Source organism: Streptomyces sp. NPDC021115, from assembly GCF_044333065.1.
GTDB lineage: Bacteria > Actinomycetota > Actinomycetes > Streptomycetales > Streptomycetaceae > Streptomyces.
Genome location: NZ_JBIRQF010000003.1, coordinates 92,618 through 108,308, shown reverse-complemented (window position 1 = coordinate 108,308; position 15,691 = coordinate 92,618). Strand labels below are relative to the sequence as shown.

The window sequence follows — 15,691 nt, the reverse complement described above, 5'->3', positions numbered from 1 at the left end:
AGGGAATTGACAAGAAAGGGGACGGGGGGCGCCGGACAGCATGGAACCCATGCGCTCTCGTCCGCTCCTCGCATTCATTTGTACCGCCACTTTTCTGGTCTATCTCGACACCAGCATCACCCCGGTGGCCCTCCCCGATATCCGCGCCGACGTGGGCGGTGGCACGACCGCCGGGCAATGGCTGCTCGACGCCTACACGCTGGCGTTCGCGTGTCTGCTGCTGACGGCGGGCTCGCTCGGTGACCGGCTGGGCCGCCGGAACGTCCTGGCCCTGGGTATCGCGGGGTTCACCGCGGCGTCGGCGGGCTGCGCGCTCGCCCCGGACACCGGCGCGCTGATCGCCGCGCGGGCCGCGCAGGGCGTGTTCGCCGCGGCGATCGTGCCGCTGTCCCTCGCGGTGGCCTCGGGTCTGTACGACGACGCGAGGCAGCGGGCCCGGGCCATCGGGATCTGGGGCGGCACCAGCGGGGTGGCGCTGGCGCTCGGACCGCTGCTGGGCGGGCTGCTGGTGGAGGCGGCGGGCTGGCGCAGCATGTTCTGGATCAACATCCCGATCGGCGTGGTGGCCCTGACCGGGCTGCTCGCCACCATGCCGCCCGCCCCGCCGTCCGGTGCCGCGCGGCGGGTGGACGGCGTCGGCCAGCTGCTGTTCACCGGTGGCGGGGCGGCGCTCACCTTCGTGGCCATCGAGGGACGGGCCCTCGGCTGGCTGTCCGCGAGCGTGGTCGGACTGTGCGTGGTGGCGGTGGCCGCGCTGGGGGTGTTCGGCTGGTGGGAGTCGCGTACCCGGGAGCCGATGCTGCCGCCCGCGCTGCTGCGCATCCCGACGGTGGCCATCGCCTGCACCGTCAACTTCCTGGGTCTGCTCGGGCTGTACGCGGTGCTGTTCCTGCTCACCACCCACCTTCAGGGCACGCTCGGGCTGTCCGCCCTCCAGACCGGGCTGCGCTTCGTGACCCTGTTCGGGTGTCTGGCGGTGGCGGCGGTCGCCGCCTCGTCGGTGGTGGCGCGCTGGGGCACCCGCCGCACCATGGTGACCGGCCTGGTGTGCGTGGCGGCCGGGCTGGCGGGGCTGACGCTGGTGGAGGCCGGCGTCGGCTACCCCGGTTACGCCTGGGCGCTGGTGCTGCTCGGGGCGGGCGTACCGCTGTCGAGCGGGGTGGTGGCGATCCAGGCCATGATGGGCGACGTCCCGCCGCGGCTGGCCGGGACCGCTTCGGGCACCGTGAACACCTTCCGGCAGTTCGGCGCCGTCCTCGGGGTCGCGCTGGCGGGAATCCTGTCGCCGGAGCGCGGTGGCGCGGTCCACGCCATGCATCTGACCTTCCTGGCCACCGCGGTGGCCGCGGCCCTGGCCGCCGTGCTCACGGCAGTGGTGCTGCCGGCCGGATCAGCGGCGCGGCGGCCAGTCGAAGCCGACGGGGTTGGGAATCGGCACGGCGCCCGCGGTCATGACGAGATCGGCGAACGGGCGCACACACGCGACTAGTTCCTCGGTGCGCGCCTGCCCCAGCGCCCGGTAGGGGCGCGCCGCCAGGCGGTCGGTGTCCGTCTCGATCCGCTCGCGGACGAGGGCACCGGCCGCCGTGAGCGTTCCGTCCCCGCCCAGCCAGCCGCGGCGGGTGAGTTCGCCGAGCGCGCCGGACCACTGGTCTTCCGTCCACTTGTGGTACTTCTCCGCGTCGGACCGCGGTGAGCGGCCGGACGCGGCGGCGAGTACGTGCGCCGCGCACGGTTCGATCTCCTGCCCGGCCAGTACCGCGACATGGCCGTCGCCCCGGTACTCGCGCAGCGTGGTGAGCGCCTGCCACAGCGCCAGATGCGGCGCGTCCGGCACCGGCAGCGCGGCGTTGGCCGCGCCCAGGGGCCGTCCGCCCGCGCCCGCCACGATGGTGGCGGCGGCCGTGGCGAGTTCGGCCGCCCGGACCAGGCCCGGGGCGTCCAGCACCGGCCCGGCCAGCCGGTGCAGCGCCGCGTCCATGGCGGTGAGCCGGGCCCGGAGGAAGTCGTGCGGGGTGGCGTGGTCCCACAGCGCGGGCACGGAACGGGCCACCATCGCGGGCGCCAGGTGGTAGAACACCGAGGTCGCGGCGGCGGCCCCGATGGCGCCCAGCGGTGCGGCGCGGCAGCCGAAGTACCACATCCACCGGCCTGGCAGCCCCAGCGGCCCGGTGGCCTGCTGGGTCTCCGGCGCGTAGTAGAGGACGGCGTGCACTGGTTCGGCGGTGTGCCAGGCGTAGCGGACCAGGCTCAGTTCCACGCTCGCTGTCCCTCCGTGTCGGCCATGGCCCGCACGATCCGTTCGATGATGTGCGGTGAGGTGGCGAGGTTGAGGCGGGCGTGGCCGACGCCGGGCGCGCCGAAGAGGCGGCCCGCGCTGAGCGCGACCCTGGCCTCGCGCAGCCAGAACTCCGCCGGTTCTGCGGGTAGTTGGAGGGCGCGGAAGTCCAGCCAGGCCAGATACGTCCCCTCGGGGAGGCGGTACCGTACGGCGGGCAGCAGCTCGTCCAGGAGGTCCGCGAGCAGCCGCCGGTTGGTGTCCAGGGCGCTCAGCACCCCGGCCAGCCAGTCGCCGCCGTGGCGGTAGGCGGCGGCCCCGGCTGCGATGCCGAGCGGGCTCGCGTTCCCGGTCGTGGCGGCGGGCAGCGCGGACCAGACGGCGCGGTCGCGCTCCGATGTGACGATCGCCTGGGCGCACATGAGCCCGGGGATGTTCCACCCCTTGGAGGCGGACACCAGGGTGACGGTGTGCCGGGCCGCGGTGTCCGACAGCGAGGCGTACGGCACATGGCGGTGGCCGGGGAACACCAGCGGGGAGTGGATCTCGTCGGCCACCACACGGCCGCCGTGCCGGTCGACCACGGCGGCGATGGCGCGCAGCTCGCGCGCGGTGGCGACCGTGCCCAGCGGGTTGTGCGGATTGCAGAGCAGCAGGATGCGGGCGCCCGCGGCGAACGCGCGGTCCACGGCGGCCGGATCGAGCGTGGGCCGCCCGTCCGTGGCGCTCATGGGCACCTCGATCAGCGGCCGCCGGGAGCCGCGCACCACATCGGCAAGCGGCGGATACGCGGGCACCGGGAGGACCACCGGGGTGCCGGGCGCGGAGTACGCCTCGAGGGCGACCCGCACCCCGTGCACCACATCGGGCAGCACGAACACCTGGCCGGGGTCCACCGGCCAACGGTGGGTGCGGGCCAGCCAGTCGGCGCAGGCGGTGACCAGCTCCCGGCGGGAGCGGTCGTCCGGGTAGCCGAACGCACCGCGCCGTACCGCCGCCTCGACGGCGTCGCGGACGGGCGGCGCCGTCCCGTGGTCCATCTCGGCCACCCACGCGGCGAGCACATCCGGTGGGTGGCGGGACCACTTCAGCCCACTGACGGAGTGCGTGGCGGTCATCCGGTGGCCACCCGTTCCGGCCGGTAGTCCCGGCCGCGGGTGACCACCAGTGCCGGTTCGGCCAGCGCCGACAGATCCCTCAGCGGATCGCCGTGCACCGCGATCAGATCGGCGTCGCGGCCCGGGGTGAGGCTGCCGGTCGACGCGGCCACGCCCAGCGCGGCCGCCGCGTCGGCGGTGGCGGCGCGTATCACCTCGGCGGGGGTGAAGCCGTAACCGGCCATGGTGGCCAGGGCCGTGGCGTACGCGGCGTGCGGGGTGTCGCGGATACCGGCGTCGGTTCCGGCGATGAACCGCACCCCGCGGCGGCGCATGTCGGCCACCACGCCGCGGCGCTGGGTGGCGTACGCCTCGTCGCGGGCGAGCAGCGGGTTGAACGTGCCGCACACCGGGATGCCCGCCGCGGCGATCGCGTCGGCGAGTGCGGGTTCATAGCCGTCGAAGCCGCGCTCGGTCTGCCAGGTGCAGTGTTCGATGGTGTCCACGCCGTGGGTTACGGCGGCGCGGATGCCCTCGACCCCGTGGGCGTGCGCGGCCACCGGCATGCCGAGGAGGTGTGCCTCGGCCACGGCGGCGGCCAGTTCGGCGTCGGAGAACTGGGGCAGCCAGGGCTTCGAGCGCGGTGTGGTGTGCCCTCCGGTCACCATGATCTTCAGCAGATCGGCGCCCCACAGGGCCTGCTCCCCCACCATCCGGCGGATCTCGTCGACGCCCTCGCACCCTCCGCCGAGATACCAGCAGTGGCCGCCGGGCGAGGTGAGCGGCCGGGTGGCGGTGAGCAGCCGGGGGCCGTGGCCGACGCCGTCGTTGATCTCGTCGCGCAGCACGATGTCCAGGAAGCCGTAGCCGCCCAGGTCGCGGGCGGTGGTGACACCGGCGGCGAGCAACGCGCGGGCGTTGCGCCGCATCGTCTCCAGCAACTCGTGACTGCTGGACCGGCGCAGGGCCGGTACCGGGTCGGGGCCGCCGTCCATCGCGAGGTGCACATGGGCGTCGATCAGCCCCGGCAGCAGGGTGCCATGGGGGAAGTCCACATGGTCCATGCCGGTGGGCAGCCGGCTGGCCCGGCCGACGGCCCGGATCACCCCGCCGCCCACCACCACCCCGCCGTCGTACAGGGTCCCGCCGTCGCCGGTCAGCACCCGGGCGGCCGTGTAGAGCTTCATCGCGGGGGCTGTCCGTCCCGGATCCACTCGGCGATCCCGGGACCGATGACCGTACTGTCCTTGATCCACTGGAAGTGGTCGCGGTGGACGACGGCCGACGACGCGTCGATGTGCCAGCGCGTGATGTCGGCGGACGCGATCCGGCCGCACAGGAAGTCCACGTTGGACTTCGGGCCGAGGGGGTCCTCGTCCAGCGAGATGGCCAGCACCGGCAGCTTCAGCGCGGCCAGCTTGCGGTCGTAGTCGTGCGACCGGCCCCGGGGCCGGTAGTGGCCGGTCAGCGAGTGGCGTGACCAGTCGGCCATCACCCGGCCCCGCATGGCCCCGGGGATGAGCACCCCGCCGGGCCACCGCCCGGTGACCCGGGCGACGATGCCGATCCACTGGATCTTCCACAGCGCCTCGAACCAGCGCCGGGGTTCGAACGCCCGCCAGTACACGCTGCCGGTGCCGATGACGGTGACACTGGAGATCCGGTGCGGCGCGGTGGCGGAGAACAGCAGCGCCACCTGGCCGCCGAGGCTGTGCCCGAACAGATGCAGCGGCGCCCGCGGAAAGCGCGCCGCCACGGCGTCGACGATCGCGGGCAGGTCGACCTCGGTCAGCTCGCGGTAGCCGAAGTCCGGCGCTTCGCGCAGCTTCGGGGTGGACTCGCCCTGGGCGCGCAGGTCGACGGTGGCGACCGAGCAGCCCGCCGCGGCCAGGGCCTTGGCCATCGGGAGGTAGAACTTGGCCTTCATCGCCATCGCGGGCAGCATCAGCACCACCGGGGCGGCCGGATCCTGGTGCGGCAGCAGCCGGACGACGAAGCCCGCACCGTCCCGGGTGGTCAGCCGCAGCTCTTCGAGCGCGCCGAACTCCGAGGGCCGTTCGCCGCTCTTGTGGGAGGTGGTCATCGGCGCTCCCGGTCCGCGCCGGTGGCCACGTCCACCACGTAGTCGAAGGTGGCCTTGGCGACGAGGACGTCGGCGTCGTCGTACATCAGCGCCTTGCCGTCCACGTCCATCCGCAGCTCGCCTTCTGCGGCCAGCACCTCGCGGATCGCCCGCTCGTCGATGAGCCCGATGGCGCGGATGCGGCCGATGGCGGGCTTGCGGAAGGCGGTCCTGCTGTCCCGCAGCACGAAGCGGCGGATGGTGTGCAGCCGGGTGGCGGCGGCGCCGAGGAAGGCGGCGGCACCGGCGATGTCCGCGGCGAGGAACAGGGCGCCCGCGTGCACGGTGCCCATGTGGTTCGTCAGATGCTCCTCGCCCGGCACCTCCACGACGGCGCGCTCCGGGCCGATCTCGGTGACCCGCACCCCGGCGTGGTTGCCGAACGGCACGAGGGTGGTGCAGACGCGGCGGATCTCGTCGTAGTCCGGGTCGGCCGGGTCGATGTGTCCGAACGACGCCGAGTAGGCGCCGCCGGGCTGGGTCTTCACGTCGGTGGTCACGCTCGTCATCCCCTGATCGATGGGTTGAGTGATCCGTTCACGCAGGTCACTGGAGGGTGCGCGGCACCCGATGTCACTGGACGGTGCGCAGCACCCGGCGGCCGATGGACCAGCGCAGCACCTCGGAGGCGCCTTCGTAGATGCGCACCGCCCGGGCCTCCACCAGGAAGCGGGCCACCAGGTGGTCCTCGCACACCCCGAGCCCGCCGTGCAGCTGCACCGCACGGTCGAAGACCCGCCAGACCGCCTCGGCCACGAAGGTCTTGGCGACGGACGCGGCGTGCCGGGCGGCCGAGCTGAGCGGGCCCTGCTCGTCGAGGACCGTGGCGGTGGAGTGGATCAGGGCCCGGGAGGCGGTGATGTCGATCTCGTTGTCCGCGACCAGCCCCTGCGCCATGCCGTGCTCGGCGATCGGCACGCCGAACGCGGACCGGCCGCTGATGTGGCGGGCGGACAGCTCATGGGCGCGGGTGGCCAGGCCCAGCCAGTTCATGCACAGGGTCAGCCGGGAGGGGGCCAGCCGCGCCTGGGCGTGGTCCAGGCCCCGGCCGACCTCGCCGAGCACCGCGCTGTCGGGGACCACGCAGTCCTCGAACGTCACCTCGCTGTGGCCGCCGGGGTTGCTGTGGTCGAGGGTCGGCATCCGGCGGCCGACCTTCATGCCCGGGTTGTCCTGGTCGACCAGGAACAGCGTGACACCGTCGTCGGTGTTGGCCACGCAGATGGTGAACGCCGCGCCCTCGGCCCCGGTGGTGAAGTGCTTCCTGCCGTTGATCACCCAGCCGTCGTCGGTCTCCTCGGCGACGGTCATCAGCATGCGCGGATCGGATCCGGCGCCGGGGGCGGGCTCGGTCAGGGCGATGGCCGAGCGCACCTCGCCCGCGGCGAGCGGGGCGAGGTAGCGGCGGATCTGCTCCTCATCGCACGCGTGGGCCAGCAGATGGATGTTGCCGTCGTCGGGCGCCGAGCAGTTGACGGCGAGCGGGCCGATGAGGCTGGTGCCCGCGGCCTCCATCACCAGCGCCGCGCCGCGCATGTCCAGGCCGAGACCGCCGTGTTCCACGGCGGACATCGGCCCGAAGACGCCCGCCTCCTTGGCCGCCTTCTGGAGTTCCAGGCGCAGGGCGTCGTCCATCGGGCGGCCGTCCACCACCACCTCCCGCTCGACGGGGAGGACGTGATCGGACACGAAGGCGCGGGTACGGGCGGCGAGTTCCTGTGGGCTGGGCACCGCGGACTCCTCCTCGGCTGGCGCGGGCATCGGCATGTCGCGACCATTCCGCCAGACCGCCACGCGGGGATCCGGTGTCATTGCCAGAACCAATCGGCCGAATGGAGACCGGTGCCGCGGATTTCCTCGCCGCTCTCCTTCGGAGAGACTTCCCCGTGCCCGCCGATACGAGGAGGACGCATACCGTGGCGACGTTGGCTGAGTGGACGGCCCTGGAGGTCGCGACCGTCCGCGACGAGGCGGCGGAAGTACGCTCATTCGAACTGGTCGATCCGGACGGCGGACTTCTGCCGGAATGGGAACCGGGCGCGCATATCGATGTGCTCGCCCCGGACGCCGGCCCCGAAACGGTACGCCAGTATTCACTGTGCGGAAATCCCGATGACCGCCGCCGCTACCGTATCGCGGTATTGCGCGAGGAGAACGGCCGCGGCGTCTCGCGCTTTCTGCACGACCGTATCGAGGCCGGGGCACGGCTGCTGACCGGCGCCCCGCGCAACAACTTCCCGCTCGTCCCCGCTCCCCGCTATCTGTTCGTCGCGGGCGGCATCGGCATCACGCCGCTGCTGCCGATGCTGCGCGCGGCGGCCGCCCGGGGCGCGGACTGGGAGCTGCACTACGGGGGCCGGCGGCGCGAGCGGATGGCGTTCCTCGCGGAGCTCGACGGCCACGGCGAGCGGGTGCGGGCCCTGCCCGAGGACGAACACGGGCTGCTGCCGCTGGCCGGGATCCTGGACACCGCGCGGCCGGACACCGCCGTCTACTGCTGCGGTCCCGAGCCGCTGCTCGCCGCCGTGGAAGGGCGGTGGGGCGAGCGGCGCACGGGCACCCTGCACATCGAGCGCTTCCAGCCCCGCCCCCAGGCCCCCTCCACCGCCCCCGACAAGGGCTTCGAGGTCCGGGTCGCCAGCACGGGCAGGACCGTCCGGGTGGGCCCCGAGCAGTCCATCATGGACGCCCTCGGAGCGGCGGGGATCGAGGTCCCGTCGTCCTGCCGCGAGGGGACCTGCGCCAGTTGCGAGACCACCGTCCTGGACGGCGAGGTGGAGCACCGCGACTCGGTGCTGACCGAGGACGAGCGGGTCAACGGCGACACCATGATGCTGTGCGTGTCACGGGCCGCGTCCCCGCACCTGGTGCTGGACCTGTGACGCGATAGCGAACGGCCATGGACCGGTTGTCCAGTCCAATCACGGGCGGGTGACGGGCCGTCATCGTGCACACTCGACCGAACACCTCAGCGGGATTTCGCTCCATGCGATCCCGTGCGGTGAAATCGGGGAATCGAGGAGATCGGACATCATATGCAGCTCACCGTTCTTGGATGCCGGGCCGGAATGCCCGCGGACGGACAGCCGAGTTCCGGATATCTGGTGGAAACCGCCGGGGCGCGCCTGCTGCTCGACTGCGGACCGGGCACGGCCGTCGCGTTGAGCGCGGTCGCACCACCGGCCTCCCTGGACGCCGTGGTGATCACCCATTTCCATTCCGACCACTGCTACGACCTGCTGCCGATCGGGAAAACGCTGCTGAACGGCCTGATCGAGGTGCAGGGCGGCCCGCCGCGCCACGGGGGCGCTTTCCGCCCCGTACCGCTGTACGTCCCCACCGGCGCACGGGAATTGTTCGCCACCTGGGGCGCGCTGTTTCCGGTGACCACGCTGCCGCTGCTGGACCGGGCCTTCGAGGTGGCGTTCGACGTGCGCGAATACACCCCCGGGACCAGCTTCCAGGTCGGCGACTGCACCGTCACGCCACGGGAGTTGCGGCATGTCCTGCCGAACTGCGGGCTGCGGGTGGAGGCCCCGTCCGGCTCCCTGGCGTACACCGGGGACACCGGAGTCACCCCGGCACTGACCGAACTGGCCGCCGGAGTGGACCTCCTGCTCGCCGAGGCGACCCTCGCCGAGCCCGACCACAGCGACCACGGCCACCTCTCGGGGACGGACGCGGGCCGTACGGCGCAGGGCGCGGGCGTCGGCGAACTGGTGCTCACCCACTTCGCCTCCGGCGAGCCGGAATGGCTCGCGCATCTCGCCAAGACCGCCGCGAACGAGTTCCCCGGCCCGGTCCGGCAGGCCACCCCCGGGCTGAGGATCCCGGTGCGGTCGGCCGAGTAGGCGCGTGCGCGCGGGGGCTCGGTCGCGAAGGGGCGTTGTCAGTGCCGGGTGCGATGCTGCCGCCATGACGCCGTTAACCCTGCTCGACCTCGACAAGGCCCTGCGCGCCAGCTGGGCCGCCGACACCTGTTCACCCGACGATCTGGCCGACTGGCGGCCGGGCAATCCGGCCAAGGGCCACTGCGACATCACGTCCCTGGTCGTCACCGATGTCTTCGGCGGCGACCTGGTGGTCGGGGAGGTGTATCTCCAGGACGGTTCCCGGCGCGGCTCCCACTGGTGGAACCGGCTGCCCAGTGGCGTCGAACTCGACCTGACCCGCGAGCAGTTCCAGGAAGGCCAGACCATCACGGCCGCCCGGGTGATGCCGCGCCCGCCGGGTCCCCTGCGGCGGCGCTGGGCGGAGTACCTGCGCTTGCGCGAGCGGGTCACCGAGCGTCTGGGCGGCCCGCTCCCGGAACCGGTGTGACCGCGGACGTACCCACCAGGGGCGGGGCGGCGGGCGAGCCGGTCAGCGCCTCGGCGGCGGCGATGCCGGAGACCCGGGTGGCGCCGTAGGTGACCACGTCGGCGGGGTCGGCCGCGCCGCCCGGGGGGAAGCCCATCTCCACCACCACGGCGTCCGGCCGGTCGCGCAGCAGGTCCGCCACCGCCTCGGACATCCAGCGGTGGCGGGCCGCGTCGCGCACCACGACGACGAGGGCACGACCGGCGGCGGGCGCCAGCGCCTCGCGCTCCAGCGCCCGGCCCGCCCGGTCGACATCGGCTTCGGTCAGCCGCGCCGATGTGGTCGTGGGCCGCAGCTGGCGCAGCGGGGCGGCGAGGCCCCACGGGGTCCGGCCGTCCACGGCGAGGCTCATCGCCGGGGAGAACTCCACGACATGGACGTCGCCGGAGACCGGCAGCACCTCGGGGGCGCCCGGGCGGCGGCGTATCCGCAGCGCCCGGCGCGCGGCGGTCAGGCCGATGTCGGAGCGCGTGCCGTCGGACGGGACGGAGCGCGCCCGCTCACCGGACCACGCGGCGAACCGCCGTACCCCCGCGGCCGCTTCGGCCAGCCGCTCCTCCTCCAGCGCGCCTTCCCGTACGGCGCGTACGACGGCGTCGACCAGCCCATGGGTGACGGCCTGCCCGGCGTTCTCGCCGCCCACGCACACCGCGTCCGCGCCACCGGCCAGTGCCTTGACGGTGGCTCCGCCGAGGCCGTAGCGGTCGGCGACCGCGCCCATTTCGATGGCGTCGGTGACCACCAGGCCGGTGAAGCCGAGCTTCTTGCGCAGCAGATCCACCAGCACGTGGCGGCTGAGCGTGGCGGGCGCCTCTGGGTCGTACGCCGTCACCAGCAGATGCGCCGTCATCACGGCGCGGACGCCCGCCTCCATCGCGGCGGTGAACGGGGGCAGCGCGGTGCGGGCGATCTCCCGCGCTCCGGCGGTCACCGTGGGCAGGCCGTGGTGGGAGTCGACGGCAGTGTCGCCGTGGCCGGGGAAGTGTTTCGCGCAGGCGGCGACCCCCGCGGACTGCAACCCGCGGATCCATGCGGCGGTGTGCCGGGAGACGACATCGGTGCGGGCGCCGAAGGAGCGCACACCGATGACCGGGTTGAGCGCGTTGGAGTTGACGTCGGCGCTCGGCGCGTAGTTCATCGAGATCCCGGCGGCGTGGAGTTCGCGGCCGATGTCCCGGGCCACGCGCTCCGTCAGGTCGGTGTCGTCCACGGCGCCCAGGGCCAGGTTGCCCGGGCGGGTGGCGCCGGTCCGCGCCTCGATGCGGGTGACGTCGCCCGCCTCCTCGTCGACGGCGATGACCAGGTCCGGGTTCTCGGCGCGGAGTTCCGCGGTGAGCGCGGCGACCTGCTCGCCGTCCACGATGTTCCGCCCGAACAGCACCACGGAGTGCAGGCCGTCGGCGATCGCGCGGCGTACCCAGTCCGGAGTGGTGGTGCCCTCGAAGCCCGGCTGAAGCACGGCGTGCGCCAGCCGCTCCAGTTCCGGATCGCTGCTCGCTCCCATGGCGGGGCCTCCGAGGCGTGATGACGCGCGCCGCCGCGAACGCGACGGCGCGACACAGATCACCTGGATGTTGGCCTAGACCATTGGGGGTGTCAAGGCATTGCCCGTCAGCACCCACGAGGACGGCACACCTGCCCGTGCCCGCCCCGGCGGCACGCGAGACGCCTCGCGTCTTGCGCCACCGCGAAAACCTGAGCATAGTTTCTGTGTCCCGTATGCCCTGGCCGGTGAGCGGAGTCCCCGATGAGGTTCGGTCTCGCGATCATGAACGACTTCCCCCCGGGCGTGGTCCCCGCGGAGCGGATCGGCGCCCTGCGCGAGCAGGTCGCGGCGGCGCGGGAGGCCGGGTTCTCCTCGGTGTGGATGCTCCAGCACTACCTCGGAAACATGCCCACCCTCCAGCCGCTCCCGACGCTGGCGGCCCTGACGGCCGAGACGGGGGACATGGACATCGGCAGCAACATGCTGATCCTGCCGCTGCACCACCCCGTGGAGGTCGCCGAGCTGTACGCCACGCTCGACCATCTGTCCGGCGGCCGCGTCATCGCGGGCTTCGGCATGGGCTACCGGGAGAACGAGTTCCGGTCGTTCGGCATCCCGATGGACGAACGCAAGTCCCGCTACGAGGAGGCCGTCGAGGTCATCCGCGCCCTGTGGTCCGGGGAGACGGTACGGCACACCGGCACCCACTTCTCCGTCCGGGGCGAGCGGATCAGCCTGCCCCCGGTGCGGCCGGGCGGCCCGCCGGTGTGGATCGGCGCCGGGGCGCACCGGGCGGGGGCGCGGCGGGCGGCGCGGCTCGGCGACGGCTGGATCATCCCGCCGCATGTCGCGCCGGACCGGCTGAGGACGGTGATCGGCTGGCACCGCGAGGAGGCGGCGCGGCGCGGCCGGGAGGAGCGGCCGTTCTCGTACGTCGTCCGACGTGAGCTGGTCCTCGACCACGACGGCGACCGGGCGCGGGAGATCGGGCTGCGCGCGCGGGGCGCGCTGACCCGTGCGTACGCGGCCTTCGACGCACCGGACACCACGGCCTCGTACCGGCATCTGACGAGCGACGCGGCGGCCACGCAGGTGGCGGACGAGTCGTATCTCTTCTGCACCCCGGACGTGGCGGCCGCCAAGCTCGGCGAGCTGGCGGCGCTCGGGGTGGACTGTGTGATCCTGCGGATGCAGTGGTACGACCTGGCGCAGGAGCAGGTGCTGGCCACGATGCGGCTGTTCCGGGACGAGGTGCTGCCGCGGTTCCGGGCATAGGACTTCAGCGCGAGAAGCGGAAGCCCGGGTAGCCGCGTTCGGCGAGGGATTCGCAGTGGCGGCGGTAGGTGCCCACGCCGCCGACGTACGGCATGAAGACCCGCGGCTTGCCCGGGATGTTCGCGCCCGTGTACCAGGACCTGCCGCGCGGGAAGAGGGTGCGGTCGGCGACCTCGTTGACGTGCGCGACCCATGTGTCCTCGGCGTCCTCGTCCGCCTCGGCGCACACCATGCCGCCGCGCCCCGCGTGGTGGAGGAGGTCCGCGATCCAGTCCACGTGCTGCTCGATGGACACCACCATGTTGCTGATCACCGAGGGGCTTCCGGGGCCGGTGATCAGGAACAGGTTGGGGAAGCCCGCCGTGGCGAGCCCCAGATAGGTGCGGGGACCCTCGGCCCACTTCTCGCGCAGGCTCCGCCCGTCCCGGCCGCGGATGTCGACCGCGAGCACGGCTCCGGTCATGGCGTCGAACCCGGTCGCGAAGACGATGCTGTCCAGCTCGTAGGTGGCGTCGGCGGTCCGGATCCCGTTGGGGACAATCTTCTCGATCGGGGACGAATCGACATCGACCAGGGTGACGTTGTCGCGGTTGTACGTGGCGTAGTAGCCGGTGTCGACGGTGACCCGCTTCGAGCCGACCGGGAAGCCGCGCGGGGTCAGCAGGTCGGCCACCGCCGGGTCGTGGACGATGTCCCGGATCTTGGCGCGGATGAAGTCGGCGGCGGTGTCGTTGGCCCGTTCGTCGGTGAGCAGGTCGTTGAAGGCGCCGATGAAGCCGCCGCCGCCCTCCTGCCAGCGCGCCTCGTACTCGGCGCGGCGCGCCTCCGGTGAGGCGTCCAGCGCCGACTGGTCGTTGTTGCGACGGCCCGTTCCGTTGGGCGAGTAGCGGACCATGGCGCGGTGCTCGCGGTAGCGGGCCTTCAGTGCCCGCTGCTCGGCGGGGTCGAGGGGCCGGTTGCGCGCCGGGAGGCTGAAGTTCGCGGTGCGCTGGAACACCGTGGTGTGCGCGGCCCGCTCGGCGATCAGCGGGATGGCCTGGGTGCCGGAGGAGCCCGTGCCGATGACGCCGACCCGCTTGCCGCGGAAGTCCACGTCCTCGTGCGGCCAGTTCCCGGTGTGGTAGGTCGCGCCCTGGAAGGAGTCGAGGCCGGGGAGGTCGGGGACGCGGGCCGCGGACAGGCACCCGGTGGCCATGACGAGGAACCGCGTGCGGAACCGCCCGCCGCGGTCGGTGGTGAGATCCCAGGCGAGATCCCGCTCGTCGAAGGCGGCGCGGGTCAGCCGGGTCTCCAGCCGGATGTCGCGCCACAGGTCGAAGCGGTCGGCGACATGCTCCAGATAGCGCAGGATCTCGGGCTGGGCGGGGTAGCGCTCGGTCCACACCCACTCCTGTTCCAGCTCGGGGGAGAACGAGTAGGAGTAGTCCATGCTCTCCACGTCGCACCGCGCCCCCGGGTAGCGGTTCCAGAACCACGTACCGCCCACGCCGCTCGCCGCGTCGAGGCAGCGGACCGACAGACCGAGGCCGCGCAGCCGGTGCAGCGCGTACAGCCCGGCGAAGCCGGCGCCCACCACGACGGCGTCGAGATGGGCAGGGGGCGGGGACACCGGGGAGTCGGCCATCGGAAGTTCCTCCCGACCGTGAGCGGGTGACGCGACGAGGACGAGTGAAGCACAAAACATGCGCCTGTTTTAAGAGGCGGGAGCCGGGCTTCAGAGCAGCGAGCGCCCGACCTCGGACCAGGGGCCCATGTGGAGGTAGGTCATCTCGCGGCGGGCGAAGACCCAGCGGTCCCCCCGCCGCACATAGGCGTCGGCGTAGCGGAGGGCGCCGATGTGGGTGGCGCCTCCGAGGCCCATCTCGACATGGCCCAGCACCGTGCCCCGCGCCCGCTCCTCGTCCAGCTCGTCGAGCACGCAGGAGTGCGGCGCGTGGACGGATCGCCCGGCCCCGGCCAGCCGCTCGCGCAGGGCGTCGACCACCGCGGTCCGGCCGCGCGCCTCCTCGCCGCGGATGGGCATGGTGGCGTCGGCGTCGAACAGCGCGGCCAGCGCCTCCCAGTCGCGGTCGTCGATCGCGAGGCAGTAGCGGGCGACCAGCTCCTGGACGGCCAGCCGGGCCTCCACGTCCCGCAGTCGTCGTTCGAGGTCCATGGACACGTCCTCTCCCGGGGTGGGTGCGGCGTCTTGACCCTACCTCAAAACCAGGCGCATGATATGCACACTACTTCCGCTGGGGGGTGTACGAGTGCCGGGCAAGCGCTATCTCGTGACGGGGGCCGCCCAGGGCATGGGCCGCGCCATCGCCCTCGAAGCCGCGGCCCGCGGTGCCGAGCACGTGGCGCTGGCCGACATCGCCCCCGAGGCCGCGGAGTCGGCCGCCGCCGAGGTGCGGGCGCTGGGCGCGCGGGCGACCGCGATCGCCGTCGACCTGCGCCGTCCGCCGCAGGTCGAGGAGATGGTCGGCGCGGCGGCGGACGCCATGGGAGGGATCGACGTCCTGGTGAACAACGCGGGCGTACTGGACTCGGCCTTCGCGCCCGGCGCCACCTTCGAGACACTGCCCGAGGACGCCTGGGACGCGGTGCTGGGGATCAACCTCAAGGCGATGTGGCTCGCCACCAAGCACGCCGCGCCCCATCTGCGCGCCTCCGACCGGGGCCCCTCCGTGGTGAACGCCTCGTCGGTGGCGGGGCTCACGGGATACCCGGCGGCCGCGTACGCCGCCAGCAAGGGCGGGGTGATCCAGCTGACCCGCGCCTGCGCCATCGACCTGGCGCCCGACGTGCGGTGCAACTGCTACTGCCCCGGCTCCGTGGACACCCCCATGAGCCGCGCCCGCCTGGGCGTGGCCGAGGACCGGGCGGCACAGGAGCGCCGGATGTCCGGCACCCATCTGATCCCGCGCATGGGGCGGGCGGAGGAAGTGGCCAAGCTGGTGTGCTTCCTGGCCTCGGACGACGCGTCGTTCATCACCGGCGCCGTCTACGCCGTGGACGGCGGTACGACGGCGTGGCGCGGCATGCGCGACTGACCCGCCGCCGAGCCCGCCCGGGAACTATGCGCATGGTTA

Annotated in this window: 15 protein-coding genes; 6 read left to right on the top strand and 9 right to left on the bottom strand. The window is 73.2% G+C overall.

Going from position 1 to position 15,691, the window contains the following annotated elements; genetic code table 11:
- Positions 1–49 precede the first annotated feature (49 nt).
- Positions 50–1,489 (top strand): MFS transporter, encoded by a 1,440-nt coding sequence (locus tag ACH4TL_RS11000; RefSeq protein WP_398326300.1) that lies wholly within the window; start codon positions 50–52, stop codon positions 1,487–1,489.
- Here ACH4TL_RS11000 and ACH4TL_RS10995 read toward each other — a convergent pair.
- From ACH4TL_RS10995 to ACH4TL_RS10970, 6 genes are all read right to left on the bottom strand, one after another.
- Entirely contained in the window at positions 1,391–2,260 is an 870-nt protein-coding gene (locus tag ACH4TL_RS10995) for a hypothetical protein (protein WP_398326297.1), read from the bottom strand. The genes ACH4TL_RS11000 and ACH4TL_RS10995 overlap by 99 nt on opposite strands.
- Positions 2,251–3,396, bottom strand: a complete 1,146-nt coding sequence (locus tag ACH4TL_RS10990) for a MalY/PatB family protein (protein ID WP_398326294.1) — start codon at positions 3,394–3,396, stop codon at positions 2,251–2,253. The genes ACH4TL_RS10995 and ACH4TL_RS10990 overlap by 10 nt, the downstream gene beginning before the upstream one ends.
- Positions 3,393–4,562 (bottom strand): amidohydrolase family protein, encoded by a 1,170-nt coding sequence (locus tag ACH4TL_RS10985; protein ID WP_398326291.1) that lies wholly within the window; start codon positions 4,560–4,562, stop codon positions 3,393–3,395. The genes ACH4TL_RS10990 and ACH4TL_RS10985 overlap by 4 nt, the downstream gene beginning before the upstream one ends.
- Positions 4,559–5,458, bottom strand: a complete 900-nt coding sequence (locus tag ACH4TL_RS10980; RefSeq protein ID WP_398326288.1) for an alpha/beta fold hydrolase — start codon at positions 5,456–5,458, stop codon at positions 4,559–4,561. Before ACH4TL_RS10980 ends, ACH4TL_RS10985 begins: the two co-directional genes overlap by 4 nt.
- On the bottom strand, positions 5,455–6,006 hold the full coding sequence (locus tag ACH4TL_RS10975; RefSeq protein ID WP_398326285.1) for a DUF4442 domain-containing protein: 552 nt from the start codon (positions 6,004–6,006) through the stop codon (positions 5,455–5,457). The genes ACH4TL_RS10980 and ACH4TL_RS10975 overlap by 4 nt, the downstream gene beginning before the upstream one ends.
- Positions 6,007–6,070: 64 nt before the next feature.
- Positions 6,071–7,228 (bottom strand): acyl-CoA dehydrogenase family protein, encoded by a 1,158-nt coding sequence (locus ACH4TL_RS10970; protein ID WP_398326282.1) that lies wholly within the window; start codon positions 7,226–7,228, stop codon positions 6,071–6,073.
- Between the two features lie 194 nt (positions 7,229–7,422).
- Here ACH4TL_RS10970 and ACH4TL_RS10965 point away from each other — a divergent pair, with 194 nt between their 5' ends.
- From ACH4TL_RS10965 to ACH4TL_RS10955, 3 genes are all read left to right on the top strand, one after another.
- Positions 7,423–8,379, top strand: coding sequence for a PDR/VanB family oxidoreductase (locus ACH4TL_RS10965; protein ID WP_398326433.1), 957 nt, complete (start codon positions 7,423–7,425; stop codon positions 8,377–8,379).
- 153 nt (positions 8,380–8,532) lie between these two features.
- A complete protein-coding gene (locus tag ACH4TL_RS10960) occupies positions 8,533–9,348 on the top strand; it encodes an MBL fold metallo-hydrolase (protein ID WP_398326279.1) in 816 nt (271 codons plus the stop codon).
- 64 nt (positions 9,349–9,412) lie between these two features.
- Positions 9,413–9,817, top strand: coding sequence for a hypothetical protein (locus tag ACH4TL_RS10955; protein WP_398326276.1), 405 nt, complete (start codon positions 9,413–9,415; stop codon positions 9,815–9,817).
- On the opposite strand, the gene ACH4TL_RS10950 is transcribed toward ACH4TL_RS10955, so the two are convergent.
- Positions 9,777–11,360 (bottom strand): glycoside hydrolase family 3 protein, encoded by a 1,584-nt coding sequence (locus tag ACH4TL_RS10950; RefSeq protein ID WP_398326273.1) that lies wholly within the window; start codon positions 11,358–11,360, stop codon positions 9,777–9,779. The genes ACH4TL_RS10955 and ACH4TL_RS10950 overlap by 41 nt on opposite strands.
- Positions 11,361–11,603: 243 nt before the next feature.
- Here ACH4TL_RS10950 and ACH4TL_RS10945 point away from each other — a divergent pair, with 243 nt between their 5' ends.
- Positions 11,604–12,617: an LLM class flavin-dependent oxidoreductase gene (locus ACH4TL_RS10945; RefSeq protein WP_398326270.1), complete on the top strand. Its 1,014-nt coding sequence runs from the start codon at positions 11,604–11,606 to the stop codon at positions 12,615–12,617.
- Between the two features lie 4 nt (positions 12,618–12,621).
- On the opposite strand, the gene ACH4TL_RS10940 is transcribed toward ACH4TL_RS10945, so the two are convergent.
- Both ACH4TL_RS10940 and ACH4TL_RS10935 read right to left on the bottom strand, forming a co-directional pair.
- Positions 12,622–14,241 carry a flavin-containing monooxygenase gene (locus ACH4TL_RS10940; protein WP_398326268.1) on the bottom strand — a complete coding sequence of 540 codons (1,620 nt, stop codon included), beginning with the start codon at positions 14,239–14,241 and terminating at the stop codon, positions 12,622–12,624.
- Positions 14,242–14,331: 90 nt separating this feature from the next.
- Positions 14,332–14,772, bottom strand: coding sequence for a nuclear transport factor 2 family protein (locus ACH4TL_RS10935; RefSeq protein WP_398326265.1), 441 nt, complete (start codon positions 14,770–14,772; stop codon positions 14,332–14,334).
- Between the two features lie 94 nt (positions 14,773–14,866).
- Between ACH4TL_RS10935 and ACH4TL_RS10930 the strand changes: the two genes are divergently transcribed.
- The gene (locus ACH4TL_RS10930) at positions 14,867–15,652 is read left to right on the top strand and encodes an SDR family NAD(P)-dependent oxidoreductase (protein ID WP_398326262.1); all 786 of its coding nucleotides are present in this window, start codon (positions 14,867–14,869) and stop codon (positions 15,650–15,652) included.
- The last annotated feature ends 39 nt before the right edge of the window (positions 15,653–15,691 follow it).